Below are 24,236 nucleotides of genomic sequence, written 5' to 3' on the forward strand. Positions count from 1 at the left end.
CCAACGTGCTGCGGGCTTGTGGGTGCTTGTCACCGCGAGAGCAGTTCAACGTAGGCCTGGTAGCTGTAGCTCCTGTTCTTTTTTTGCCCTGTCATCTCGGTCACGACGCCCAATTCTTCCAGCACCTTGACCGCGGCCGTGGCGGTGGGGAAGCTGGTATCGAGTTGCTGGCGCACGCGCTCGATGGTGAAGCGCGGCATCATGGGCAGCATTTCGAACAGCCGGTAGCTTGCCGGGCCTGCTTTGGCGGATTGCAGCAGGCGCCTGCGGTCTGTGGCCACAAGGCTGGCGATCGCAATGATGTTTTTCTCTGCATCGCCCGCAGCAGTGGCGACACCCTCCAGAAAGAACCTGACCCAAGATTCCCAATCACCCTCCGTGCGGATGGCCGACAGGCGACGGTAGTACTCCGCCTGGTGTTGCTTCAGGTAGCCGCTGAGATACATCAACGGCTCGGACAGCAACCCCCAATGCTCAAACAGGGCCGCGATCAGCAGGCGGCCAATGCGCCCGTTGCCATCCAAAAACGGGTGAATGGTTTCAAACTGCGCGTGGACGAGCGCCACCTTGACCATGGGCGGCACATCCGTCGCCGTGCCGTGAATGAACCGCTCCATATCGGCCAGCAGCGCCGGAACGTGCTCCGGCGGCGGTGGCACGAAGACCGCGTTGCCGGGCCGTGTACCGCCGATCCAGTTTTGCGACCGGCGCAACTCCCCCGGTTGCTTGCCAGCGCCCCGAGCCCCATCCAGCAGGCGCCGGTGCGCTTCGCACAACAGCCGCACGCTGATGGGCAGCCCGTGGGGGTCGCGCAACTGCTCCTGAGTCCAGCGGAACGCACGGAGGTAGTTGGTGACTTCTTCCACATCCTCGGTGTTGCGGACCTTGACCCCCGCTTCTTCGTCGAACAGGTCGGTCAGCGTGGCCTGCGTGCCCTCGATCTGCGACGTGAGCAGGGCTTCTTTGCGGATGGCGCTGTACAGCAACCAATCCACCGACGGCACCAGGCCGGACACGCCCGCCAGACGTGCAAGCGCCAGTTCGGCCTGCCGGTGGAGTTCGGTGAATACCTCGGGCGACAGGTTCGGGTCCGAGGGAGGCAAGCAATGGGGCACGAATGCACGCACAGGCTCGCCCAGCGTCGTGGAAATCGCGTAGGTGCCCGTGGTGCGTGTCATGGAAAGCGGCCTTGAACAGTGTGCCTGCAAATTAAAGCATTCTTTAATTTAAACGGCAACAACGAAAGATCGCTTTCATGTGCGCAGGGTGGATCGCCAACGGGTGTGGCCATGGTCATCGTGCAAGCGCCGCTTGCCCCTGTCGATCTGCACTGTGATCTGCATCGCCGGGCGCGCGCACTGTGGTCAACCGGCGGACGAAAGGCCTTGGGTGGCGCGGGGGCGGTGCTCATCGTGGCCGGGGCCGTGCTGCGTGCTGGTGCGGCCTTTGTGCCGGACGCGGCTTCAGCCTTGCTGGGCCTGGCAGGGCTGTGCTGGGTGGCGGCGTTCGGGCTGCTGTGCTGGCGCATCGCCCCGGTGCTGTGGCGCGTGCGGCCGGATGGGTTGTGGGGATGCCAGGGTAGGGTGGTTTGGAAATATGCTGCAGGCTTGCTGTGCAGGCACCTTCGGGATGTCTATCTGTTAAGGCATGATGTGCAGCGGATGCGAACTTGAACTAGATCTCGCTGCTGTTTGTTCCTAGCTTGGATATCACGCCTAAATGTGCAGTCTGGCTCCCGGGCAAGTTGATCGATGGTGGCGTTCTCGCAGATCACCCAAGGACGCAGTCTGTAAGGCATCGATACGATGCACTTAAATTAATCACTAAGCGTGCCGTCGTGTTCTAGATGTTTCATTCGTCAAAGTGATCAACTGTGTACAACATCCATGAAGTGACTACTGGCGCCGCAGCGACAACGGAGCCTTTAGGCACGAAATATAAATTTTGGTACCACGATCCCAACTTTGGATTAAGTTTGTTTAAAGAGGGTCGACCGAATACTGGCGAAAACTGGGCTGAAAAAATCGCCTGTGAGCTGGCAAAGGCCATAGGTTTACCGAATGCGCGATATGAGTTGGCAACTTATGAGGGAAGGAATGGCGTTCTGTCGCCCACTATGGTTGAACGTGGGGCGCGGATTGTGCATGGCAATGAGCTACTTGCGCACGGTTCGACCAACTATATTCCGGTAGGAGGGCAGCGAGTTTATGGAAATCCAAACCATACTCTCCGACGGGTTTTGGCATACCTGCGCGCGAGTACCGATTTTCTTGGTGCGCCTTATAACGCTTCTCGATGCGATGAAACGAGTACCGCGCTCGATTTTTTTGTTGGCTATCTAATGTTTGACGCTTGGATTGCCAACCAAGATAGGCATGATGAAAATTGGGGTGTACTTCGGACAAACGACGGTAATCTTTTTTTAGCTCCCACCTACGATCATGGTTCGAGCATGGCTCGTAATCTTTCAGATGATGATCGATTAATGCGACTAAACACCAAAGACATGCCTCGTCACATCACCAGTTTTATACAACAGGCACGAAGTGGTCTTTATCCGGTACACAGTGCTTCTAAACCGAAGCCTCTGTACACTCTTGAAGCTTTTGAACACGCTGCCATGCATAGTCCCCGAGCTGCTGCGTACTGGAAGTTGCGCTTGCAACATGTCACATGTGAGATGGTGAAAGACATAGTAGCCAAGATTCCTGGACATTGGATGAGTGAGCCAGCCCGTCTATTTACTATTGAACTTCTACGCTTGAATAAATTGCGTATTTTGAGTCTGCCTGCACGATGAATCACCTGTATGTTGCTGCCCAAAACTCACTCACACGTGAGTGGATTCCTGTGGCTGAGCTCTTAGAGCAAGGCGATGGGTATGTGTTACGCTACACCAAGGGGGCTGCTCGCCTCCCTGGTTTTGGTGGTCTTGGACGAATGAATGCTCTTGAGCAATCATATTATTCCCCAGTGCTTTTCCCGTTTTTTGCTAATAGGCTGATTCCGAAATCTCGCCCGGAGTATCGTGATTATCTAAGGTGGGTTGGTCTTGAGAATGCTCCAGCGAGTCCGATGGAGCTTTTGGCAGTGACTGGTGGAATTCGCGCTACAGATGGATATCAGCTAATTGCTCCGCCACGAGCAGAGAATAACATTTTAAAATTGGATTTTTTTGCAAGAGGTTTAAGGTATTTGCCTACCGAAGTGTTGAAGCTATTATTCTTGCAGAAGTCAGGGGCTAAGGTGTTCTTGATGAAAGATGTCCAAAACGAGAAGGATGGTTGGGCGCTTGCGATCAGAACTGCGGAGCCGATGCCGTTGTTTGTGGGCTATGTGCCTCGCTATTATTGTGCTGGCATTGCTCGTTTGCTTGATTCATCATCAACTAAGGTGAATGTTAAGGTTAATAGAATAAATCAGGATGCACCGTTTGATATGAAGTTTTTGCTGTCTGTGGAAGCAGAGTGCCCAGAAAATTTCGATATTCTTGATGATGTAAGTGATTTTTTGCCGTTCACAACAAGGGGTGCTGAGCGGTTGTCTAATATTGCTTTGGCGAACACGCAACTTGATCTGTGAATATTAGAAAATTGGTTAATGACGAAGGCGGTTTGGCTTGGGTTGGCAAAGTAGCCGGCAACGCATTCCTGCAGATTTAACCCGTCTTCGCGGATTCTTGAGGTGCATCAAAGGCTCAGTTTAGGGGGCGAAGTTTTCGTTATAACCAAGCTTATACTTCGCTCGCTTGTAACACTCGGAGCCCCCTTCCATGGCCTTCTCCTTCCTCAAACGCAGCCTTGCTGCTTGCCTTCTGGCAGGCCTTGCCAGCGCCGCCATGGCGGGTGAAGTCACGGTGTCCGCTGCCGCCAGCCTGACCAATGCCTTCAAGGACATTGCCCAAGGCTACGAAGCCGCGCACCCCGGCAGCAAGGTGTTGCTGAACTTCGGTGCTTCCGGCGCCTTGTTGCAGCAGATGGCCAAGGGCGCGCCGGTGGATGTGTTCGCCTCGGCCGACCAGGAGACCATGGACGCCGCGCAGCAGCAGGGCCTGGTGCGCGCGGCCGACCGGGCGGACTTTGTGCGCAACGCTCTGGTAGTGATTGCGCCTGTGGACGCCAAGGCGCCGCCCGCCGCGCTGAAGGACCTGGCCGCGCCCGGCGTGGCGCGCGTGGCGCTGGCGCTGCCTGCCAGCGTGCCCGTGGGGCGCTACGCCAGGCACGCGCTGGAGGCGGCAGGCCTGTGGGGCGCGGTGCAGGCCAAGGCGGTGAACACGACCAACGTGCGCCAGTCGCTCGACTACGTGGCGCGCGGTGAGGTGGATGCGGGCTTTGTCTATGCCACCGATGCCGCGCTGATGAAGGACAAGGTGAAGACAGCCTTTGCCGTGCCGCTGGACCGGGCCATCCTCTACCCCATCGCGCGCACCGCCGCCAGCGGCAATGCTGCCGAGGCGGCGGCGTTCATCGCCTATGTGCGCTCGCCCGCCGGGCAGGCCATTCTGGCGCGCTACGGTTTCTTGAAGCCCTGAGCATGGACGGCGCCTGGCCCGCTCTCTGGCTCTCGCTGCAGGTGGCCACCTGGGCCACGCTGCTGTGCCTGGTGCTGGGCACGGGTGTGGGCTATGCGCTGGCGCGCTGGCGCTTTCCCGGGCGCGACCTGATCGACACGCTGCTTACGCTGCCCATGGTGATGCCGCCCACGGTGCTGGGCTACTACCTGCTGGTGCTGCTGGGGCGCAAGGGTTGGGTGGGCGGCTGGCTGCACGACACGTTCGGCATCCACCTGATCTTTACGCTCACCGGGGCGGTGATCGCGGCCACGGTGGTGGCGTTTCCGCTGGTGTTCAAGCCTGCGCGCGCGGCCTTCGAGGCGGTGGACCCGCAGTTGCAGGACGCCGCACGCGTGCTCGGCATTTCCGAGGCGGGCGTGTTCTGGCGCGTCACGCTGCCGCTGGCCTGGCGCGGCATCCTGGCCGGGGTGCTGCTGGGCTTTGCACGGGCGCTGGGCGAGTTTGGCGCCACGCTGATGGTGGCGGGCAGCATTCCAGGCAAGACGCAGACGCTGTCGATCGCCGTGTACGAGGCCGTGCAGGCCGGGCAAGACGATGTGGCCAATCTGCTGGTGCTCATCACCTCGGTGGTGTGCGTGGCGGTGCTGCTGGCCGTGGGCAAGCTGGCGCCAGGGCGCGTCGCAACACGATGAAGGGCAGCCATGCGGCTTGACGTGGACATCCGCAAGACCCTGCGCTCGGGCCACCGCACGTTCGAGCTGCGGGCGCGCTTTTGCGCGCAGGGCGAGCGCGTGGTGGTGGTGGGGCCGTCGGGCGCGGGCAAGAGCATGCTGCTCAAGGCGCTGGCCGGGCTGCTGCGGCCCGATGCAGGCCATGTGCGGCTGGATGGCGAGACGCTGTTCGATGCCGCCCAGGGCATCCACCGGCCGCCGCGCGAGCGCGCCGTGGCCTACCTGTTCCAGGACTACGCGCTGTTCCCGCACCTCAATGTGCGCCAGAACATTGCCTTTGGCGCGCACAAGGGCTGGCGCAACCCGGCGGCCGCGCACGCCAGCGCAGACGTGGACCGCTGGCTCGACGCCTTCGGCCTGCGCGAGGTGGCGCACCAGCATCCGCACGAGCTCTCGGGCGGGCAGCGCCAGCGCACGGCGTTGGCGCGCGCGCTGGTGGCGCAGCCGCGTGCGCTGCTGCTCGACGAACCCTTTGCCGCGCTCGACACCGAACTGCGCGCGAGCATGCGCGCCGAGCTGGACGCGCTGCAACGGTCTTTGCGCGTGCCCATGGTGTTGATCACGCACGACCCCGAGGATGTGCGCGTGTTTGGCGAACAGGTGCTGCGCATGGATGCGGGACACATGATGGAAGACATTGCCCATGCCTGAACAAGACAAACGCATCGAACTCGGCGGCTCGGTCTGGATGACCGTGGGCGGCGAGAGCCTGGGCGGCTCGGGCCGCGTGCAGCTGCTGGCGCTGGTGGGCGAGCAGGGCTCCATCACCCACGCCGCCAAGGCCATGAAGATGAGCTACAAGGCCGCGTGGGACGCCATCGACACCATGAACAACCTGGCGGGCGAGCCGCTGGTGGAGCGCGTGGCGGGCGGCAAGGGCGGCGGCGGCACGCGGCTCACGCCCCGGGGCCGGCAACTGGTGGAGAACTTCCGCCGCATCGAGGCCGAGCACCAGCGTTTCATCGCGCAGCTGGGCCAGCAGGCCCAGGGCATTGCCGACGATTACCTCCTGATCCGGAACATCAGCATGAAAACCAGCGCGCGCAACCATTTCGCGGGCACCGTCACCCGCGTGGTGCACGGCGCCGTCAACGACGAGGTGGAGATCGCCGTGCGGCCGGGCCTGCGCATCGTCGCCACCGTCACGCACGAGAGTGCCGAGGGCCTGGGCCTGGCCGTGGGCGCGCAGGCGTTCGCGCTGGTCAAGGCCTCGTCCATCGTGGTGGTGACCGAGGCCGAAGGCGCGCATTTTTCTGCGCGCAACCGCCTCGATGGAACGGTGTCGCGCATCGCGGCGGGCGCGGTGAATGACGAGGTGGTGATCGACGTGGCCGATGGTGTGTCGATCGCAGCGATCATCACGCACGCCAGCAGCGAGGCCCTGGGCCTGGCGGTGGGCGCACGCGCCACGGCGATCTTCAAGGCGTCCAGCGTGATCGTCGGCGCCCCGGCGTGAGGTGAAACACTCCCCTGAGCCGCTGCGCGGCTTCCCCCCGCTCTCGCATTGCTGCGCAATGCGGGCAAGGGGACGCTCCCAGCGCCCGCACGTGGGAATACTGGCGGCCCTTGCGCGGGAGCCCTGGCCTGGGCCGCGCCGGTTTTGTACGCTGCGGGGTTGGGAATCAGCGCCGCTCGTAGCGCACAAAGCAGAAGGGCAGGCCGCCCGCGCTGGTGTGCGCCTCGCGCGCGGTTTCCAGCCATTCGGGGCCGAGTTCGGGGGCGAAGGCGTCGCCCGCGAAGTCCTGCGCGATCTCGGTCACTTCCACGCGCTGGGCCAGCGGCAAAGCCTGGGCGTAGATCTGCGCGCCGCCAATCACCCACACCGTGGCGGGGTTCGATTGCTCTGCTATTTGTAGCGCCTCGCGCAGGCTGGATGAGCGCTGCGCGCCCATTTCATTCCAATTCTCCTGGCGCGTGACGACGATGTTGCTGCGCCCGGGCAGCGGGCGGAAGCGCGGCGGGAGCGAGTCCCAGGTCTTGCGCCCCATGACGACGGGGCTACCATGCGTGAGCTGCTTGAAATGCGCCAGGTCCTCCGGCAGGTGCCAGGGCATGGTGCCGTCCTTGCCGATGACGCCGTTGGCGGCGCGTGCGTAGATGAGGGCGATGTGCATGGTGTCGGCGCGGGTGAGGGGGTCAGCCAAAGATCCAGGTGAAGATGAACGTGAGCAGGGCCAGCACGAGTACGGTGCCGGCCAGCGCGGCCTGCCGCTGGTTGCGCAGCAAGGCCAGCAGCGGCACGCCCGCGAGGAGCAGCGAGACCACGCCCATGCCTTGTGCATCGGTACCGAACAGTGCCGGAGCCATGCCGAAGCGGGTGGAGCGCTCGGGCACCACTTCCGTCAGCAGGGCCAGCACTCCCAAGGCGGCAAAGGTCAGGCTGATCAGCACAAAGCACACTTTGGCCAGTGTGCCGGGTCGTGCCGGTGGCCGGGGCATGCCTACACCGCCACCGGCGCCTTGATGGCCGGATGGCATTGGTAGTCCAGCACCTCGAAGTCTTCGTATGCGTAGTCGAAGATGCTGTCCGGGCGGCGCTTGATGTTCAGCACCGGGTAGGGGTAGGGCGCGCGTGCCAGTTGCGTCTGCACCTGCTCGGCGTGGTTGCTGTAGATGTGGCAGTCGCCGCCGGTCCAGATGAAGTCGCCCACCGCCAGGTCGCACTGCTGCGCCACCATGTGCGTGAGCAGGGCGTATGACGCAATATTGAAGGGCACGCCCAGGAAGATGTCGGCGCTGCGCTGGTAGAGCTGGCAACTGAGCTTGCCTGGCTCACCGGCCACCTGCGATGGCGCCACGTAGAACTGGAAGAAGGCGTGGCAGGGCATGAGCGCCATCTGGTCCAGTTCGGCCACGTTCCAGGCGCTCACGATGATGCGGCGCGAGTCCGGGTTGCTCTTGAGCGTGTCGATCACCTGCTGGATCTGGTCGATGTGCCCGCGAGGGTTGTCAGGGGTGGGCGCGGGCCAGCTGCGCCACTGCACGCCGTACACGGGGCCGAGGTCGCCGTCCGCGCGTGCCCATTCGTCCCAGATGGTCACGCCGCGCTCCTGCAGCCAGCGCACGTTGCTGTCGCCGCGCAGGAACCACAGCAGTTCCAGGATGATGCTCTTGAGGTGCACCTTCTTGGTGGTGACGAGCGGGAAGCCCTCCGAGAGGTCGAAGCGCATCTGGTGGCCGAACACGCTTTTCGTGCCCGTGCCCGTGCGGTCGCCCTTGGCCACGCCGTGGAAGAACACATGGCGCATGAAGTCTTCGTACTGCGAGCGGATGGGGCGGTTGGCAGCGTTAGTCATGGTCAGGAATTTTGAATCAAAAGTGGCTTCTGCGCTTGTGGATAAAGCGCCAGCAGCTACCAAATCAGGAGTTTTCTGGCATCGCCAGCACCCGCCCCGGATTCATGAGGTTTTGCGGGTCCAGCGCCTGTTTGATGGCGCGCATCATGGAGAGGGCCACGGGCGACTGGTAGCGTGCGAGCTTGTCGGTCTTGAGCGCGCCCACGCCGTGCTCGGCCGAGAACGAGCCGCCATGTTCCGCCACTGCCTCGTAGACGAGGTGGTTCACCCGGTCCTCCTGCTCGCGCAGGAAGGCCTTGGCGTCGCCGCCCTCGGGGGCCTGCACGTTGTAGTGCAGGTTGCCGTCGCCCAGGTGGCCGAAGTTGACCAGGCGCACGCCGGGAATCTCGCGCGCGAGCAGGGCGTCGGTATGCGCCACGAAGGCCGGGATGCGCGAGATGGGCACGGAAATATCGTGCTTGATGTTCAGCCCCTCCTCGGCCTGGGCCAGCGGAATGCTCTCGCGGATATGCCAGAGCTGCTGCGCCTGGGCGATGTTCTCGGCCACCACGGCGTCCTGCACGCAGCCGGCCTCGAAGGCGGTCTCCAGCAGCGCCTCGAAGCGCGCGCGCGCGTGGTCCTCGGATTCGCTGTCGGAGTTCTCCAGCAGCACGGCGTAGGGCACGCCGTCCTGGTCGATGAAGGGCACGCGCAGTTGCGGCATGTGCTTGTCCACCAGTTGCAGCGCGAAGCGCCCCATCACCTCGAAGCCGGTGAGCCCGGCGCCCAGGTGCTGGTGCGCCAGGGCCAGCAGGCGCACGGCCTGCTCCATCGACGACACGGCTGCCCAGGCGGTGAGCTGTGCGGCCGGGCGCGGGTAGAGCTTGAGCGTGGCGGCGGTGATGACGCCCAGCGTGCCCTCGCTGCCGATGAACAGGTCGCGCAGGTCGTAGCCTGTGTTGTCCTTGCGCAGGCCGCGCAGGCCGTCCCACACCTCGCCCTGGGGCGTGACGACTTCCAGGCCCAGGCACAGGTCGCGCGTGTTGCCGTAGCGCACCACCTGCGTGCCGCCGGCGTTGGTGCCCAGGTTGCCGCCGATGGTGCAGCTGCCCTCGGCCGCGAGCGAGAGCGGGAATAGCAATCCGGCTTTCTCGGCGGCTTCCTGCACGTTCTGCAGGATGCAGCCGGCCTCGACGGTGAGGGTGAGGTTGTCGGTATCGAGCGCGCGCACGGCGTTCATGCGCGTGAGGCTCAGCACCACCTCGCGGCCCGAGGTGTCGGGCGTGGAGCCGACCGACAGGCCGGTGTTGCCGCCCTGCGGCACCATGGGCGCGCCCGCGGCGGCGCAGGCCTTGACCACGGCGGCCACCTCCTGCGTGCTGGCCGGGCGCACCACGGCCAGGGCCTTGCCGTGCACGCGGCGGCGCCAGTCCTGCTCCCAGGCGCTGAGGTCGCCCTCGGTCAGTACATGGGGGGCGCCGACGATCTGGCGCAGTTGTTCAATCAGGTCAGGCATGGTTCCACTCCGTCCGCGCGGCTGCGCAGGCGCTTTGCAATCAATCAGGAAGGGGCGGTCGCTGCGGATGGGGCATACCGCAGCCGCAGCCGCACATGGGCGGCGCAGGCGGCAAACAGGATCAGGCACAGCAGCAGTTCGGCCAGCGCCAGCCAGTTGCTCGGGGCAGGGTCGCTCCAGCCGCGCACCACGGCCTCGGTGAAGTACAGCCACACCATCAGGCTGACCCAGCGGTAGGTGTACATGCGGTTGCGCAGAATGCCCGCCAGCGGAATGCACAGCGGCAAGGCTTTGAGCGCCAGCCACGAACCGCCCGGCCGCAGCGGTGCCAGCACCAGTTCCCAGGCCAGGCACAGCGCAATCAGGGCCAGCAGGGCGGCCACGGCGGTGCGGCGGGTGGCGTCCACCCAGCGGGTGTGATCCAGGGGCAAGGGCAGGGCAGGGGCGTCGGACGGGTGCATGGCGGATGGCATCATAGCGGCCATGCCCTTTTCCCTACAGTCCGTGGTGCAGCGCCTGCAGGCCCTGCCCGAAGAGCTTTCGCACTTTCCCTGGGCCACCACGGCCCACACCCTGCGCGAGCGCTTCCGTGAAGACCGCCTGGGCCTGACGGCCAGCAGCCTGACCTTCACCACCGTCCTGGCGCTGGTGCCCTTCGTTGCGGTGGCGCTGGCCGTGTTCACGGCCTTCCCCATGTTCGCCAAGCTGCAGGATGTGCTGCAGCGCTGGCTGGTCGAGAGCCTGGTGCCCGACAACATCGCGCGCCAGGTGTTGGGCTACCTCACGCAGTTCGCGTCCAAGGCCAACCGGCTCGGGCTGCTGGGCTTTTCCGTGCTGCTGGCCACCGCGCTGGCGCTGATCCTCACCATCGACCGCACGCTCAACAACATCTGGCGCGTGCGCCGGCTGCGGCCGCTGGGCCAGCGCGTGCTGATCTACTGGGCCGCCATCACGCTGGGGCCGCTGCTGCTGGGCGCCAGCCTGGCGCTGACCTCGTATGCGCTCTCGGCCTCGCGCGGGCTGGTGGGGCAGCTTCCGGGCGGCCTGCGGCTGCTGCTCGATTCGATCGAGTTCTTCGTGCTGGCGGCAGGCATGGCGGGCCTTTACCACTATGTGCCCAACACCCAGGTGAACTGGCGCCACGCCTGGGCGGGCGGTTTCTTCGTGGCGGTGTGCATGGAGCTGGCCAAGAAAGGGCTGGCGCTGTACGTGGCCAAGGTGCCCACCTATTCGGCGGTCTACGGCACCTTCGCCACGCTGCCGATCCTGCTGGTGTGGATGTACGTGGCCTGGGTCATCGTGCTGCTGGGGGCCGTGGTGGCCGCCTACCTACCCAGCCTGCTGGCGGGCGTGGCGCGGCGCTCGGGCCACCAGGGCTGGAACTTCGAGCTGGCGGTGGAGGTGCTGCAGCAGCTCGACGTGGCCCGCCACACCCCGGCGCGGGGCCTGCGGGCTGATGCGCTGGCGCAGCGGCTGCGCGTGGATGCGCTGCAGCTCGAACCCGCGCTCGATGCCCTGCTGGCCCTGGACTGGGTGGGGCGCTTGCAGGAGGAGGACGGGGTCACGCCGCGCCAGGCCGAATCGCGCTACGTGCTGCTGGCCGACCCGCAAACCACCCCCCTGGCGCCGCTGGTGCAGCGCCTGCTGCTGGAGCGCACGCCCAGCCTGGAGGGGGTGTGGGGCCGGGCGGGGCTCGATGGGCTGCTGCTCGGCGATGCGTTGGCCAGTATTGAGAGCGAAAAACGGCCTTGACGCAATACCAGTAAGCGCTAGTAGCTATCTATTCGATAGCATTCAGCGCGCCAGGAAGTCCCGGAGGGCGAACAGCGTTTCTTCCGGCGTCTCGGTCATCTGGTGGTGACCGACCGGGAGGTGGACCACCTGCACCTGCTTGCCGGATTCACGCGCCTTGGCGATCAGGCCCTGCGCGGCCTTGGGTGTCGTCATCTGGTCCTGCGCGCCCAGGGCGAACAGCACGGGGCAGGTGATGCGCGCGATGGCCGCCTCGCCGCCCGCATAGCTGTCGCAGGCCACGAAGCCGCGGTGGAACAGGTTCACCTCGCGGTTGCTGCGCAGCACGCGCCGGCCCAGCGCCATGCTGGCGCCGTACACCCAGGTGCCGGGACCCAGGGCGGTGGGCGGCGCGCACAGGGTGCTGCGCGAGAACACGTTGACCATGCGCAGTGCCTTCTCGGGCTCGTTCAGCGCGGCCTCGATGAGCGCGGGCGAGACCTTCATGGGGAAGGCCGTGCCCACCAGCACGAGGTGGCTCGCGCGCTCCTGCAGGCGCGCGGCGGCCTCCAGCGCGATCAGCGAGCCCCAGCTGTGGCCCACCAGCGCGGCGCGCGGTGCGCCCACGGCGTCGAGCAGGGCGATGATGAAGTCCGCCGCCTCCTCCACAGAAGCCGGCGCCGGGCCGGCGCTCTTGCAGTGGCCGGGCAGGTCCACGGCGAGCACGTTCCAGCCGTGGTGGGCGAGGTAGCGGCTCTGCATGGCCCAGACGCTGTGGTCGTTGAGCACACCATGGATCAGCACCACGGTGGGCTGCGCCGGGTCGAAGGGCTTGCCGCCGGTGTAGCAGAAGGTTGGATGGCCGTTGACGTCGATGAGCATCATGCACCTGCCTTTTCTGCGGCCTTGAGGGCGCGCTTGAGGTCGTCGATGAGGTCGTCCGGGTCTTCCAGGCCGATGGACAGGCGGATCGTGCCCTGCGTGATGCCCGCCTGGGCGAGCGCGTCGTCCGCCAGGCGGAAGTGCGTGGTGCTGGCGGGGTGGATCACCAGGCTGCGGCAGTCGCCCACGTTGGCCAAGTGGCTGAAGATCTTGAGCGTTTCGATGAACTTCTTGCCCTGTTCGCGCGTGCCCTTGAGGTCGAAGCTGAACACCGAGCCCGCGCCGCGCGGCAGCAGCTTTTGTGCGAGCTGGTGGCTGGGGTGCGATTCGAGCAGCGGGTGGCCCACGCGCTCGACGAAGGGCTGGCTGGCCAGGAACTCCACCACCTTCTCGGTGTTGCGCATGTGCTGCTGCATGCGCAGCGGCAGGGTCTCGATGCCCTGCAGGATGAGCCAGGCGGTGTGCGGGCTCATGCAGGCGCCGAAATCGCGCAGGCCCTCGCGGCGCGCGCGCAGCAGGAAGGCGCCCACGGTCGATTCCTCGCTGAACACCATGCCGTGAAAGCCGTCGTAGGGCTGCGTCATCTCGGCAAAGCGCCCCGAGCCCTCCCAGTCGAACTGGCCGCTGTCCACCACCACGCCGCCGATCACCGTGCCGTGGCCGCTGAGGAACTTGGTGGCCGAGTGGTACACCAGGTCCGCGCCGTGCTCGAAGGGCTTCATCAGCCAGGGCGTGGTGAAGGTCGAATCCACCAGCAGCGGAATGCCGTGCTCGTGTGCGATGGCGCTGACGGTGGGGATGTCGAGCACGTCCAGGCCGGGGTTGCCCACGGTCTCGCCGAAGAACAGCTTGGTATTGGGCCGGATGGCGGCGCGCCAGGCGTCGATGTCGCCAGGCTTGACAAAGGTGGTTTCGATGCCGAAGCGGCGCAGCGTGTAGTGCAGCAGGTTCTGCGAGCCGCCATAGAGCGCGGTGCTGGCCACGATGTGCGAGCCCGCGCCCATCAGCGTGCAGATGGCCAGGTGCAGCGCTGCCTGGCCGCTGGCCACCGCAATGGCGCCCGCGCCGCCTTCGAGCGCGGCCATGCGCTGCTCGAACACGGCGTTGGTGGGGTTGCTGATGCGCGAATAGACGTGCCCGCCGCGCTCCATGTTGAACAGAGCAGCCGCGTGGTCGCTCGAATCGAACACGAACGAGGTCGTCAGGTGGATGGGCACGGCGCGCGCGCCCGTGGCGGGGTCGGGGGTGGCGCCTGCGTGCAGGGCCAGGGTATCAAAGCCGGGATCGGCGTAACCAGGCATGGACTTGTCTCCAGAAAAGGGCTGGGCAGCCAGGGCGTGGGGCAATTGGATGATGACACGCCCTACTGATGGCTGCGCATTTGTGGGCTATATTTGACCACTCAACGTACCGCGATTCTGGCGCCCGCGTGACGCGGCGCCCTTCACGAAGGCAGCACCCCATGAAAGTCAGCGACATTCTGCGCGTCAAGGGCAACACCCTTTTTACCGTTCACCCCGATGAACCCCTGGCACGTGCCGCCGAGGCCATGGCCGAGAAGGACATCGGCTCGCTCGTGGTCATGGAGTTGGGCGATCTGGTGGGCATGCTGACCTTTCGCGAGGTGATACAGGCCCTGGTCAAGCACAACGGCAGCGTGGGCACCATGCTTGTGCGCTCTGCCATGGACGACCACCCGCTCACCTGCACCATGGAAACCGACATGGACGAGGTGCGCCGCATGATGCTGGACCGCCACGCGCGCTACATGCCGGTGATGGACAAGCGCATGCTCATGGGCGTGATCAGCTTCTACGACGTGGCCAAGGCCGTGGTGGACAGCCAGAACTTCGAGAACAAGATGCTCAAGGCCTATATCCGCGATTGGCCGGAAGAGAAGACAACCCCCTGAGTCGCCTTCGGCGCCTTCCCCCTTCTCTCGCATTGCTGCGCCATGCGGGAAGGGGGACGCCACCAGCGCGGCGGGGCGGCCCTTGCGCGGTGGCTCTGGCCAAGAGTCGCGCCCGATGCAAGCGTCGGTGGCTCTTTCCCATTGCAGTGGGTGGCCGTCTGGGATAATCCGGTGCCATGAGCGGCAACACCTTCGGCACCCTTTTCTGCGTCACCAACTTTGGTGAATCCCACGGCCCGGCCATTGGCTGCGTGATCGATGGCTGCCCGCCCGGCATGCTGCTGTCCGAGGCCGATATTCAGTTTGACCTAGACCGCCGCCGCCCCGGCACCAGCCGCCATGTCACGCAACGCAACGAGCCCGACGCCGTGGAGATCCTCTCGGGTGTGTACGAGGGCCGCACCACCGGCACGCCGATCGGGCTCTTGATCCGCAATACCGACCAGCGCAGCAAGGACTACGGCGACATCCTGCGCACCTTCCGCCCCGGCCATGCCGATTACACCTACTGGCACAAGTACGGCCTGCGCGACCCGCGCGGCGGCGGGCGCTCGTCGGCGCGCCTGACGGCGCCCACCGTCGCGGCCGGCGCCGTGGCCAAGAAGTGGCTGGCTGAAAAGTTTGGCACGCAGTTTCGCGCCTGCATGACGCAGTTGGGCGAGCTGGTCATCCCGTTCGAGAGCTGGGAGCATGTGCCGCACAACCCTTTCTTTGCCCCTGTGGCCGATGTGCAGCGCTACGAGGACTACATGGACCAGCTGCGCAAGGCGCACGACTCCTGTGGCGCGCGCATCCGCGTGCAGGCCACGGGTGTGCCCGTGGGCCTGGGCGAGCCGCTGTTCGACAAGCTCGATGCTGATATTGCTTACGCCATGATGGGCCTGAACGCCGTCAAGGGCGTGGAGATCGGTGCGGGTTTTGCCAGCGTGGCCCAGCGCGGCACCACGCACGGCGATGCGCTCACGCCTGAGGGCTTTGCCAACAACAACGCGGGTGGTGTGCTCGGCGGCATCAGCACCGGGCAGGACATTGAGGTGAGCATTGCCATCAAGCCCACCAGTTCCATCCTGAGCCCGCGCGAGTCCATCGACATCCACGGCCAGAGTACCGAGGTGGTCACCAAGGGCCGCCACGACCCCTGCGTGGGCATCCGCGCCGCGCCCATCGCCGAGGCGCTGCTGGCGCTGGTGCTCATGGACCACGCGCTGCGCCACCGTGCGCAGTGTGGTGACGTGGTGCAGGCGGTGCCGCCCATTCCCGCCGCGCGCCCCTGACGACGGCAGGACGGCGCGGTCAGCGCGGACGCAGGAACGCCAGCAGGCGCAGCGGGTTGAAGCCGGTCACCAGCGTGGTGGCCAGCAGCACCAGCGCGCCGCCCCACAGCATGCCTGGGCCCAGGGCCTCGTCCAGGAAGAGGCTGCCCCAGGCCACGCCGAACAGCGGGATCATGAATGCCGAACTCATCGCCGCTACGGGCGAGATCTGGCTCAGCACGCGCAAATTGAGCCAGTAGGCCAGGCCGGAGGTCACCACCCCCATCACCGCCACGGCCAGCAGGGCAGGCAGGGTGAACCGGGCCTGCGGCCAGTCCCACACGGCGCCCGGCACCAGCAGCACCAGCGCGGCGGCGTGGATGCCTGCCGCAATGGCCAGCGGGCTGATACGCTGGGTGGCGCGCTTCATCCAGGGGGTGCACACGCCGTAGCAGGCGGCTGCGGACATGCAGGCCAGCGCCGCCAGCAGCAGCGTGGGCGAGGGCTCCACCGGCCCCAGCCGCACGATCAAGGCCACGCCGGCAAAACCGCACGCGCAGCCCAGCCACTTGCGCAGCGAGAGCGTGTCCTCCTTCATCCAGGCCGAGGCCAGCACGCCAAAGGGCACCACCATGGTGTTGAGCAGCGCGCTGTAGCCCGCGGGCAGGTGCAGGGCGGCATAGGCGTAAAGCAGGAAGGGCAGGGCGACGGTCAGCGTGCCCAGGCCTGCCAGTTCACGCCAGTGGCGCCAGGGCCAGGGCTCGCGTGTGGCGCGCATGATGGCCACCAGGGTGAGCGTGGCCAGCCCGATGCGCAGCGCCGCAGCCACATGGGGCCCCAGCGCCGGGCTGGCGATGCGAATGAACAGAAAGGAAGCGCCCCACAGGGCGGATAGCAGCACAAGCTGCAACAGATGGCGGGTTCTCACGGCAGTGCCATTGTGCCGGGGCGGGGCCAGAGGCGCCGTGCTGTACGCGACAGCATTTTGATAAAAAATGCTTGTAACGCCCGTCCATCAAGCGCGAGTAGCTATAAAAATAGTAGCAAATGATGAAAGGAGCACGGGCGTGCCTGCCGCCACGGGATCACTGGCGCACTTCGTCCACCAGGGTCTTGAATTCGTCGATGTCCTCGAAGCTGCGGTACACACTGGCGTAGCGGATGTAGGCCACCTTGTCGAGCTTCTTGAGTTCGCGCATGACCAACTCGCCGATCCGGCTGGAGGGCACTTCGCGCTGGCCGAGGTTGAGGAGTTGCTCCTCGATGCGCTCGATGGCCGAGTCCACCTGTGCTGTGCTCACCGGGCGCTTGCGCAGCGCAATGCTGAACGAGCCCATGAGCTTGGGGCGTGCGTATTCGGTGCGTCGACCGTCCTTCTTGACCACGCTGGGGAAGCTGACCTCGGGCCGCTCGTAGGTGGTAAAGCGCTTTTCGCAGGTGGCGCAGCGGCGCCTGCGCCGGATGAAATCCCCGTCCTCGGACACCCGGGTCTCGACGACCTGTGTCTCGTGGTGGCTGCAGAACGGGCACTTCATGGGCGTGCAGGCGCGCGCGGCCGAATCAGCGGTAGACCGGGAAGCGGCTGGTCAGCGCGTTGACCTTGGCGCGCACGGCGGCGATGTTGGCTTCGTCGCGCGGGTTGTCCAGCACATCGGCAATCAGGTGGGCCGTGGCGCGGGCTTCTTCTTCCTTGAAGCCACGCGTGGTCATGGCGGGGGTGCCGATGCGCACGCCGCTGGTCACCATCGGCTTTTCCGGGTCGTTGGGGATGGCGTTCTTGTTGATGGTCATGTGGGCGGCGCCCAGCACGGCCTCGGCTTCCTTGCCCGTGATGCCCTTGGCGCGCAGGTCCACCAGCATGACGTGGCTTTGCGTGCCGCCGCTGACGATGCGCAGGCCGCGCTGGGTCAGCGTCTCGGCCACGACCTTGGCGTTCTTCACGACCTGTTCCTGGTAGGCCTTGAACTCGGGCGTGAGCGCTTCCTTGAAGGCCACGGCCTTGGCCGCGATCACGTGCATCAGCGGGCCGCCTTGCAGGCCGGGGAAGATGGCGCTGTTGATGGCCTTCTCGTGCTCGGCCTTCATCAGGATGATGCCGCCGCGCGGGCCGCGCAGGCTCTTGTGCGTGGTGGAGGTCACCACGTCGGCGTGGGGCACGGGGTTGGGGTACACACCGGCGGCGATCAGACCGGCGTAGTGGGCCATGTCCACCATGAAGATGGCGCCGATTTCCTTGGCGACCTTGGCAAAGCGCTCGAAATCGATGTGCAGGCTGTAGGCCGAGGCACCGGCCACGATCAGCTTGGGCTTGTGCTCACGCGCCTTGGCTTCCATCGCGTCGTAGTCGATTTCTTCCTTGGCGTTGAGGCCGTAGGAGACCACGTTGAACCACTTGCCCGACATGTTCAGCGGCATGCCGTGCGTGAGGTGGCCGCCTTCGGCCAGGCTCATGCCCATGATCGTATCGCCGGGCTTGAGGAAGGCCAGGAACACGGCCTCATTGGCGGAGGCGCCGCAATGCGGTTGCACGTTGGCGGCGTCGGCACCGAAGATCTTCTTCACGCGGTCGATGGCCAGTTGCTCGGCCACATCGACATACTCGCAGCCGCCGTAGTAGCGCTTGCCGGGGTAGCCCTCGGCGTACTTGTTGGTCAGCTGCGTGCCCTGGGCCCACATGACGGCAGGCGAGGCGTAGTTTTCGCTGGCGATGAGTTCGATGTGCTCTTCCTGGCGCTTGTTTTCGGCCTGGATGGCGGCAAAGAGTTCGGGGTCGGTTTGTTCGACGAGGATGTTGCGGTCGTACATGGTGTTGGCAGTCCTATGAACTTGTGTCCCTTGAAACAAGGGCTGCCCAGGCGAACGGCGGAACGCGCAACAGCGGTCGCTGGCCGCGCGGTACGCTCCCCGGTGGTTCACAGGAGGTTGCCCCTGCAGTTTTCCACGTCAGCGGCAGGCCCGGTGGGGGTCTGCGCCTATCGCCAGTTGCGTACCTTGCGAGTGTAACCGGAGCGCTGTTGGGCCGCCCAAAAGATCGCAAACAGGTTCTTACAGATCCGTGGCAGACAGCAAGGCCACTTTCTCGCCCAGACTGCTGGCGCCTGGTGCTGGGGATGCTGCAGCCGGGGCCGTCTTGGCAGGGGCCTGGGTGGCCAGTGTGGGCGGTGCCACGGCTTGTGTGGGCGGCACGGCCCGGCCCGTGGATGCGACCTGGCGCAGGCGGTAGTGTTCGGCCAGGACCTTTTCGGCGTAGCCGCCATCGTTCTGGGGGTCGGTGGCTCCGACGTAATAGGCCAGCCCACCCTGGACCGATCCGGCACGCGTGATGCAGTCCTGCAATACCTTCACGCCCACACGCAGATTCGTCACCGGATCGAAGGCGGCCAGGTGACCGCCCAGGGCTTCGTATTTGTCGGTGTGCACGCGCGTCATCACCTGCATCAGTCCTTGGGCGCCGACGGGGCTCTGGGCGAATGGGTTGAAACGTGACTCAATGGCCATCACGGCCAGGATCAGCGTCGGGTCGAGCTTGGCACGGGTGCCAATCTCGTAGGCCTCGGCCACCAGCAAGCCCAAGGGCTCCGGCGCCACGCGGTATTTTTTGCTGAGCCAGTAGGCCACACGGGCCTGCTCCTGGGGCAGCTCCTTGGGGTTGACGGCCAGGGTTCGTTCGCTGGGTTCCTGCAAGTCATCTGCCGGAACGACCAATGATTCTTGGCGGGCCTGCAACCAGTCCATCAACTGCGCCTCGCCGGCCTGGCGCAAATCGGGCCGGGCGGTCAAGGTGATCGCGATGATGGCGACGGCCACGCCCAGAAGAGCAAAGCCGCTGTGGGTGATGTGCAGAAACCCCTGTGCCAGGGTGGCAGCCAAGGAACGAAGCCCGGAGACCAAGTTGTTTGTCGCTGTCATAGCTTTCCTTTCTGGTGCGAACGCCATGCTGTGGTGGCCAGAGGCCATTCATGGGCACAAGGTTTCGCCTGGATTGGTACGCCATCAAGTCCGGGCCATGGATATGGGGAAGGGCCCTGGAACTGACTTTGCCGATGTCGGCAGCGGTTCGGGTTACTACTGATGTTTCAGAAGCTGGCGGATTCTAGGAGGGCATTAAATGCCTAGTCAATACTAACAAATTGAAATTTAAGACATATAAATTCTTAAAAAGCTGTCAAAAATCACAGATTTGGACCGATTTCTCCTATGAGCGGGGCCGATACAGGTGCTGGTGTGCTGAATGGGGTGGAGTGCTGCATCCAATTTCAATCGATGGGCATTCCGTGATTGACGGTCTGATTTGTGCTGGGGCGCGTTCTTTGATAAGGTGTGCTTGCCTCTTCGATGAAGGCATCGCCGAACGAAGCAAAGCCCGCTGCCAGTGCATGCAGTGCCAGCGCAGACAGAGTGCCGAGCTTCCAAGGCAACCCCCTGGGGGCAATCCCTTGCCCCCCGCGGTACGGACCACATTCCTCCGTACCGCAAACCGATGGCAAAGACCGTTGTGTCAGCCGTCAAGCCCGGATGGGTGGCGCATGGCGCCGCTCCTCCGGGCTTTCTTGTTTCAACCGGTTGCCGAGGCAGCGCCAAAGTCTGCTCCAATCGCGCCATCGTCTTGCCGTGCCAACGGACCCCATGAAGCGTTCCCTGACCTTGCCATTTGTCCGTTTGTTGTCGTCTTCCCAAGGGAATGCCTGGCGGCGCAGGCTCCAGATGGCCGCCGGGGCGCTGTTGCTGGTTTTGCTGGCGCTCTGGTTGGCGGTGCCGCCGCTGGTTCATGCCCGTGCGCAGCAGGCATTGAGCGACCTGCTGGGGCGCCAGGTGACCATGGGTCGCTTGCAGTTCCTGCCCTGGTCGCTGGAGATCACCCTGCAGGATCTGAGTGTGGCGGGTCGGGACGGTGCCGCGCCGCAATTGCAGGTGGCGCGCATCCATGTGGATCTGGAGATGCAGTCCTTGCTGCGCAGGGCGCCGGTGATCGATGCGCTGGAGGTGGATGCCCCCATCCTGCGTGTCACCCAGCTCGCACCTGGGCAGACCGATCTCGACGATGTGGTGCACAGGTTGAACCAGCCTGGGCCTGAGGGGGCTCAGCCCCAGGGCTTTGCCCTCTACAACATTGCCTTGCAAGGGGGCTCGGTCGATTTTGAGGACCGTACCGTGGGGCAAACCCATGAGGTGCGGGACATTACCTTTTCGCTCCCCTTCTTGAGCAACCTGAGTGCACAGCGTGCCGTCAAGGTACAGCCCAGGCTGGCCTTGCGCATCGGGAACAGTGTGTTCGATTCGGCGGCGCAGGCCATGCCCTTCGTGGAAAGCCATCGGACCGACGCCGTGCTGCGGTTCGACGGACTGGATCTGGCGCCCTACAAGAACTATCTTCCTGCAGGCCTGCCCTTGACCCTCGCTTCAGGCACCTTGGATGCGGACTTGCGCATTGCTTTTGAGCAAAAGCCCCGGCCCATGGTCCAAATCAGTGGGGCGCTGGGCCTGAAGAAGCTGAGTTTGCACGACAGTCAACAGCATGAACGGCTGTCCTTGGACGCCCTGCAGGTGCAGGTGGCGGATTTCCAGCCCTTGCTGCGCATGCTGCGTGTGGATTCCGTGGTGCTGACCGCGCCCCAGGCGCACCTGCGCCGCAATCGCGCTGGTCAGTGGGATTGGGGGACTCAGACCGCGCTGGCCTTGCCCCCGCCATCGGCAGGCAAGGTGCAGCAGGCTGAGCCAGCGGCTGGTGGATGGAAGCTGTCCCTGGGCCGGTTTGCCGCACAGGGTGGATCGCTGCGATGGGAGGACGACAGTGTCCCGGGTGGCGCAAGACTGGCAGTGCAGGATCTGGTGCTGCAGGCGTCAGCCCTGTCCTTTCCAGCCACGGCACCCATGCAATGGGCCGGCAGCATGGCGATGGCCCCGCTGGATGGCGAAGGCAAGCAAGGCACGGCCCAGGCCGTTGTGCCGGCCACCCTGGCTTTTGCGGGTGCGGGTACGCCGCAGGAGGGGCGTACCGCGCTCTCGGTACGCAGCCTGCCACTGGAGTGGGGCGCCCCGTACTTGAGTGCCTGGTTCACGCCCAGGCTCTCGGGGGTGGTTGAAACCGATGCCGGGCTGGCCTGGAACGGGGGCGCCTGGGTGGCCCAGGTGGCCCGATTGGGGCTGGATGGGGCCAGATTGTCCTGCGTAGTCGCGGCAGACTGTTCCGAGGTCGAGGCCATGCGCAGCGTGCTGCGCGATCGGCGCACCCTGGCAGACCTCCAGCGCCTGGAGGTCGAGGATATGCGTGTCGATGGTGCACGCCATGCGGTGCAGATCGGGCGGATGGCGCTGGCCCAGCCGCGTGTGCGGGTAGAGCGGGATGCGCGTGGGCAATGGATGGTGGATCGCTGGCTGCGCGCGGCGCAGACCGCACCTCCGCCTGAGTCCGCTGCCGCCCCAGCGGTGAAGCCCTGGTCGCTGGTGCTGGGCCGCATGGAACTCGATGGCGGCGTTGTCTTGTTGAACGATGCTGCCCTCGGCCAGCGCGTATCGCTGGCGGCTACGGATGTGCGGGTGAGGCTGCAGGACTTTGCGCCTGCAGCGCCTGGCGCACGGCCCGCCGCCCTGACCTTGTCGGCCCGGCTGGGCGCCGGCCAGGCCGATCCCGGGCGACTGGAGTACGAAGGCGGCCTGGGCGTCATGCCTTTGCAGGTGCAGGGGCGGGTGGCAGCGCGGCATCTTCCCTTGCACGCGATGGCACCGTATGTTCAAGGTGGGCTGCGCGCGCGAGTGGGCAGGGCGGATGCCAGCTTTGTGGGGCAGGTGCAGGTGCGGCAGACCGAACCCGGCCTGCAATGGGCGGTGCAAGGGGATGCGGCCTTGGACGATGTGCGCGTACGCCTGGCTTCTGTGGCCCCCTCGGAGGCCGATGAAGGGCAGGAAACACTCCTGCTGCAAACGCAGGAGGATGGGGACGTCTTGCAATGGCGGTCGCTGGGAATGCGAGGCATCGACGCCGCACAGCCAGCGGGTGGACCGCTGACCTTGTCGGTCCGCGAATCGGCACTGAGCGATTTCTTTGCCCGCATCGTTGTGCAGTCCGACGGTCGCCTGAACCTGCAGGACCTGATGGGCCCGGCGACCAACGCGCCAGAGAACACTACCGCTGCCGCAGCGGAGCAAGCGCCCCAGGCGCCGCAAATTCGCTTCGGGCCCATCAGCCTGACGGGGGGGCGGGTGCATTTCACGGACCATTTCGTGCGACCCCAGTATTCAGCACAGCTCAGTGGCCTCACGGGACGTTTGGGCGCCATTACTTCAGCCCCCACCGAGGGTGGGGCACCGCCCGCCATGGCCGAGCTGGAGCTGCGCGGCAAGGCCGAGGGCACCGCATCGCTGGAGATCCTGGGCAAGCTCAATCCCCTGGCCCAGCCCGTGGCGCTGGATATCCAAGGGCGTATGCAGGGGCTGGAACTGTCTCCGCTCACGCCCTACGCCATCAAATATGCAGGCCATGGCATTGAGCGTGGCAAGCTCAACATGGAGGTCAGCTACCGTGTCCAGCCCGATGGGCAGCTCAGCGCCCAGAACAAGCTGGTGCTGCACCAGCTGGTCTTTGGCGAAGAGGTTGCGAATGCCCCCAGAAGCCTGCCGGTGCGGCTGGCCGTGGCCTTGCTGGCCGATCGCAATGGGGTGATCGATGTGGACCTGCCGATCAGCGGATCGCTCAATGACCCCGAGTTTCGCGTCGGTCCGGTGATCTTCAAGCTGCTGGGCAACCTGATTCTGAAGGCCGTGACAGCGCCTTTCTCGCTGCTTGCAGGCCTGGGTGGTGGTGACGCGGAACAGGGCTTTGTGCCGTTTTCCGAAGGCAGTGCGGCATTGGACGCGACCGCGCGTGCCTCCTTGGACAAGGTGGTCCAGGCGCTGGAGCAGCGCCCAGCGCTCCAACTCACCGTGGTGGGCCAGGCCAGCCTGCAGACCGAGCGTGAGGCCTGGAAGCGCGCACAGCTGGAGCAGGTGCTCCTGGCCCAAAAGCGCCGCATGGCGGCACCCGGCGGTACATCAGGGGCCGTGCCAGAGGCGCCGATCCGTGCCGAGGAGTATCCGGCCCTGCTCAAGGAGGTGTACCGCCGCGCCGACATTCCCAAGCCGCGCAACCTGGTCGGGCTGGCCAAAGACCTGCCCGAGAGCGAGATGCAGGCGCTGCTGCTGGCGAACATTGCCGTGCCCGATACGGCGATGCACGACCTGGCATTGGCACGGGCAGTGGCGGTGCGCGACTACCTGCTGGAGCGGCGCATGCCGCCCGAGCGATTGTTCCTGGGGGCGGTGCGACTGTCGTCCGGGCAGGAAGGCTGGACCCCCCGTGCCGAACTGGGTTTGGGCATGCGTTGAGAGCCTTCTGATGGGTTTTGTCCAAATACCGGCGAAAATACCCCCTTTGCGCGTTCACCATT

Annotated in this window: 23 protein-coding genes and 1 riboswitch; of the genes, 11 read left to right on the forward strand and 12 right to left on the reverse strand. The window is 65.1% G+C overall.

Going from position 1 to position 24,236, the window contains the following annotated elements:
• Positions 1 to 29: 29 nt before the first annotated feature.
• A complete protein-coding gene (locus tag MJ602_RS13245) occupies positions 30 to 1,178 on the reverse strand; it encodes a Fic family protein (RefSeq protein WP_243021226.1) in 1,149 nt (382 codons plus the stop codon).
• 111 nt (positions 1,179 to 1,289) lie between these two features.
• Here MJ602_RS13245 and MJ602_RS13250 point away from each other — a divergent pair, with 111 nt between their 5' ends.
• The 7 genes from MJ602_RS13250 (at position 1,290) to MJ602_RS13280 (ending at position 6,700) form a co-directional block, all read left to right on the forward strand.
• Positions 1,290 to 1,673: an NnrS family protein gene (locus MJ602_RS13250; protein WP_243021228.1), complete on the forward strand. Its 384-nt coding sequence runs from the start codon at positions 1,290 to 1,292 to the stop codon at positions 1,671 to 1,673.
• Positions 1,674 to 1,873: 200 nt separating this feature from the next.
• Complete coding sequence (locus tag MJ602_RS13255) at positions 1,874 to 2,800, forward strand: HipA domain-containing protein (RefSeq protein ID WP_243021230.1); 927 nt, start codon at positions 1,874 to 1,876, stop codon at positions 2,798 to 2,800.
• On the forward strand, positions 2,797 to 3,582 hold the full coding sequence (locus MJ602_RS13260; protein ID WP_243021232.1) for an HIRAN domain-containing protein: 786 nt from the start codon (positions 2,797 to 2,799) through the stop codon (positions 3,580 to 3,582). The genes MJ602_RS13255 and MJ602_RS13260 overlap by 4 nt, the downstream gene beginning before the upstream one ends.
• 190 nt (positions 3,583 to 3,772) lie before the next feature.
• Positions 3,773 to 4,531 carry a molybdate ABC transporter substrate-binding protein gene (gene modA / locus MJ602_RS13265; RefSeq protein ID WP_243021233.1) on the forward strand — a complete coding sequence of 253 codons (759 nt, stop codon included), beginning with the start codon at positions 3,773 to 3,775 and terminating at the stop codon, positions 4,529 to 4,531.
• Between the two features lie 2 nt (positions 4,532 to 4,533).
• On the forward strand, positions 4,534 to 5,205 hold the full coding sequence (modB, locus tag MJ602_RS13270) for a molybdate ABC transporter permease subunit (protein WP_243021235.1): 672 nt from the start codon (positions 4,534 to 4,536) through the stop codon (positions 5,203 to 5,205).
• A gap of 9 nt (positions 5,206 to 5,214) precedes the next feature.
• Positions 5,215 to 5,895: a sulfate/molybdate ABC transporter ATP-binding protein gene (locus MJ602_RS13275; protein WP_243021237.1), complete on the forward strand. Its 681-nt coding sequence runs from the start codon at positions 5,215 to 5,217 to the stop codon at positions 5,893 to 5,895.
• Positions 5,888 to 6,700 (forward strand): TOBE domain-containing protein, encoded by an 813-nt coding sequence (locus MJ602_RS13280; protein WP_243021239.1) that lies wholly within the window; start codon positions 5,888 to 5,890, stop codon positions 6,698 to 6,700. The genes MJ602_RS13275 and MJ602_RS13280 overlap by 8 nt, the downstream gene beginning before the upstream one ends.
• 166 nt (positions 6,701 to 6,866) lie before the next feature.
• On the opposite strand, the gene MJ602_RS13285 is transcribed toward MJ602_RS13280, so the two are convergent.
• The 5 genes from MJ602_RS13285 to MJ602_RS13305 all read right to left on the reverse strand — a co-directional run bounded on the left by MJ602_RS13285 (position 6,867) and on the right by MJ602_RS13305 (position 10,520).
• Positions 6,867 to 7,358 (reverse strand): dihydrofolate reductase, encoded by a 492-nt coding sequence (locus tag MJ602_RS13285; protein WP_243021392.1) that lies wholly within the window; start codon positions 7,356 to 7,358, stop codon positions 6,867 to 6,869.
• Positions 7,359 to 7,380: 22 nt separating this feature from the next.
• Positions 7,381 to 7,683, reverse strand: coding sequence for a hypothetical protein (locus MJ602_RS13290; protein ID WP_243021241.1), 303 nt, complete (start codon positions 7,681 to 7,683; stop codon positions 7,381 to 7,383).
• A 2-nt stretch (positions 7,684 to 7,685) separates the two neighbouring features.
• Positions 7,686 to 8,540, reverse strand: a complete 855-nt coding sequence (locus MJ602_RS13295; protein WP_243021242.1) for a thymidylate synthase — start codon at positions 8,538 to 8,540, stop codon at positions 7,686 to 7,688.
• Between the two features lie 64 nt (positions 8,541 to 8,604).
• Positions 8,605 to 10,035, reverse strand: coding sequence for an FAD-binding oxidoreductase (locus tag MJ602_RS13300; RefSeq protein WP_243021243.1), 1,431 nt, complete (start codon positions 10,033 to 10,035; stop codon positions 8,605 to 8,607).
• Positions 10,036 to 10,079: 44 nt separating this feature from the next.
• Positions 10,080 to 10,520 carry a DUF2069 domain-containing protein gene (locus tag MJ602_RS13305; RefSeq protein ID WP_423246711.1) on the reverse strand — a complete coding sequence of 147 codons (441 nt, stop codon included), beginning with the start codon at positions 10,518 to 10,520 and terminating at the stop codon, positions 10,080 to 10,082.
• On the opposite strand from MJ602_RS13305, the gene MJ602_RS13310 reads away from it, so the two are divergent.
• The gene (locus MJ602_RS13310) at positions 10,519 to 11,787 is read left to right on the forward strand and encodes a YihY family inner membrane protein (RefSeq protein ID WP_243021245.1); all 1,269 of its coding nucleotides are present in this window, start codon (positions 10,519 to 10,521) and stop codon (positions 11,785 to 11,787) included. The two genes, MJ602_RS13305 and MJ602_RS13310, sit on opposite strands and share 2 nt — an antisense overlap.
• Positions 11,788 to 11,829: 42 nt before the next feature.
• On the opposite strand, the gene MJ602_RS13315 is transcribed toward MJ602_RS13310, so the two are convergent.
• A complete protein-coding gene (locus MJ602_RS13315) occupies positions 11,830 to 12,648 on the reverse strand; it encodes an alpha/beta fold hydrolase (protein ID WP_243021395.1) in 819 nt (272 codons plus the stop codon).
• On the reverse strand, positions 12,648 to 13,949 hold the full coding sequence (locus MJ602_RS13320; RefSeq protein ID WP_243021246.1) for an O-acetylhomoserine aminocarboxypropyltransferase: 1,302 nt from the start codon (positions 13,947 to 13,949) through the stop codon (positions 12,648 to 12,650). Before MJ602_RS13320 ends, MJ602_RS13315 begins: the two co-directional genes overlap by 1 nt.
• A 161-nt stretch (positions 13,950 to 14,110) precedes the next feature.
• On the opposite strand from MJ602_RS13320, the gene MJ602_RS13325 reads away from it, so the two are divergent.
• A complete protein-coding gene (locus MJ602_RS13325) occupies positions 14,111 to 14,560 on the forward strand; it encodes a CBS domain-containing protein (RefSeq protein ID WP_162015781.1) in 450 nt (149 codons plus the stop codon).
• A 176-nt stretch (positions 14,561 to 14,736) separates the two neighbouring features.
• Positions 14,737 to 15,834, forward strand: a complete 1,098-nt coding sequence (aroC, locus tag MJ602_RS13330; RefSeq protein WP_243021249.1) for a chorismate synthase — start codon at positions 14,737 to 14,739, stop codon at positions 15,832 to 15,834.
• 19 nt (positions 15,835 to 15,853) lie between these two features.
• Here aroC and MJ602_RS13335 read toward each other — a convergent pair whose 3' ends face one another.
• The 4 genes from MJ602_RS13335 to MJ602_RS13350 all read right to left on the reverse strand — a co-directional run bounded on the left by MJ602_RS13335 (position 15,854) and on the right by MJ602_RS13350 (position 19,722).
• Positions 15,854 to 16,741: a DMT family transporter gene (locus MJ602_RS13335; protein WP_243021251.1), complete on the reverse strand. Its 888-nt coding sequence runs from the start codon at positions 16,739 to 16,741 to the stop codon at positions 15,854 to 15,856.
• 157 nt (positions 16,742 to 16,898) lie between these two features.
• Positions 16,899 to 17,348, reverse strand: coding sequence for a transcriptional regulator NrdR (gene nrdR, locus MJ602_RS13340; protein WP_162015787.1), 450 nt, complete (start codon positions 17,346 to 17,348; stop codon positions 16,899 to 16,901).
• A gap of 25 nt (positions 17,349 to 17,373) precedes the next feature.
• Positions 17,374 to 18,618 carry a serine hydroxymethyltransferase gene (gene glyA / locus MJ602_RS13345; protein WP_243021252.1) on the reverse strand — a complete coding sequence of 415 codons (1,245 nt, stop codon included), beginning with the start codon at positions 18,616 to 18,618 and terminating at the stop codon, positions 17,374 to 17,376.
• Positions 18,619 to 18,655: 37 nt separating this feature from the next.
• A riboswitch (ZMP/ZTP riboswitch) is annotated at positions 18,656 to 18,809 on the reverse strand.
• A gap of 49 nt (positions 18,810 to 18,858) precedes the next feature.
• Positions 18,859 to 19,722, reverse strand: a complete 864-nt coding sequence (locus MJ602_RS13350) for a lytic transglycosylase domain-containing protein (protein WP_162015791.1) — start codon at positions 19,720 to 19,722, stop codon at positions 18,859 to 18,861.
• 717 nt (positions 19,723 to 20,439) lie between these two features.
• Between MJ602_RS13350 and MJ602_RS13355 the strand changes: the two genes are divergently transcribed.
• Positions 20,440 to 24,174 (forward strand): DUF748 domain-containing protein, encoded by a 3,735-nt coding sequence (locus MJ602_RS13355; protein WP_243021253.1) that lies wholly within the window; start codon positions 20,440 to 20,442, stop codon positions 24,172 to 24,174.
• Positions 24,175 to 24,236 lie beyond the last annotated feature (62 nt).

This window comes from Simplicispira sedimenti, assembly GCF_022760965.1.
GTDB lineage: Bacteria > Pseudomonadota > Gammaproteobacteria > Burkholderiales > Burkholderiaceae_C > Simplicispira > Simplicispira sedimenti.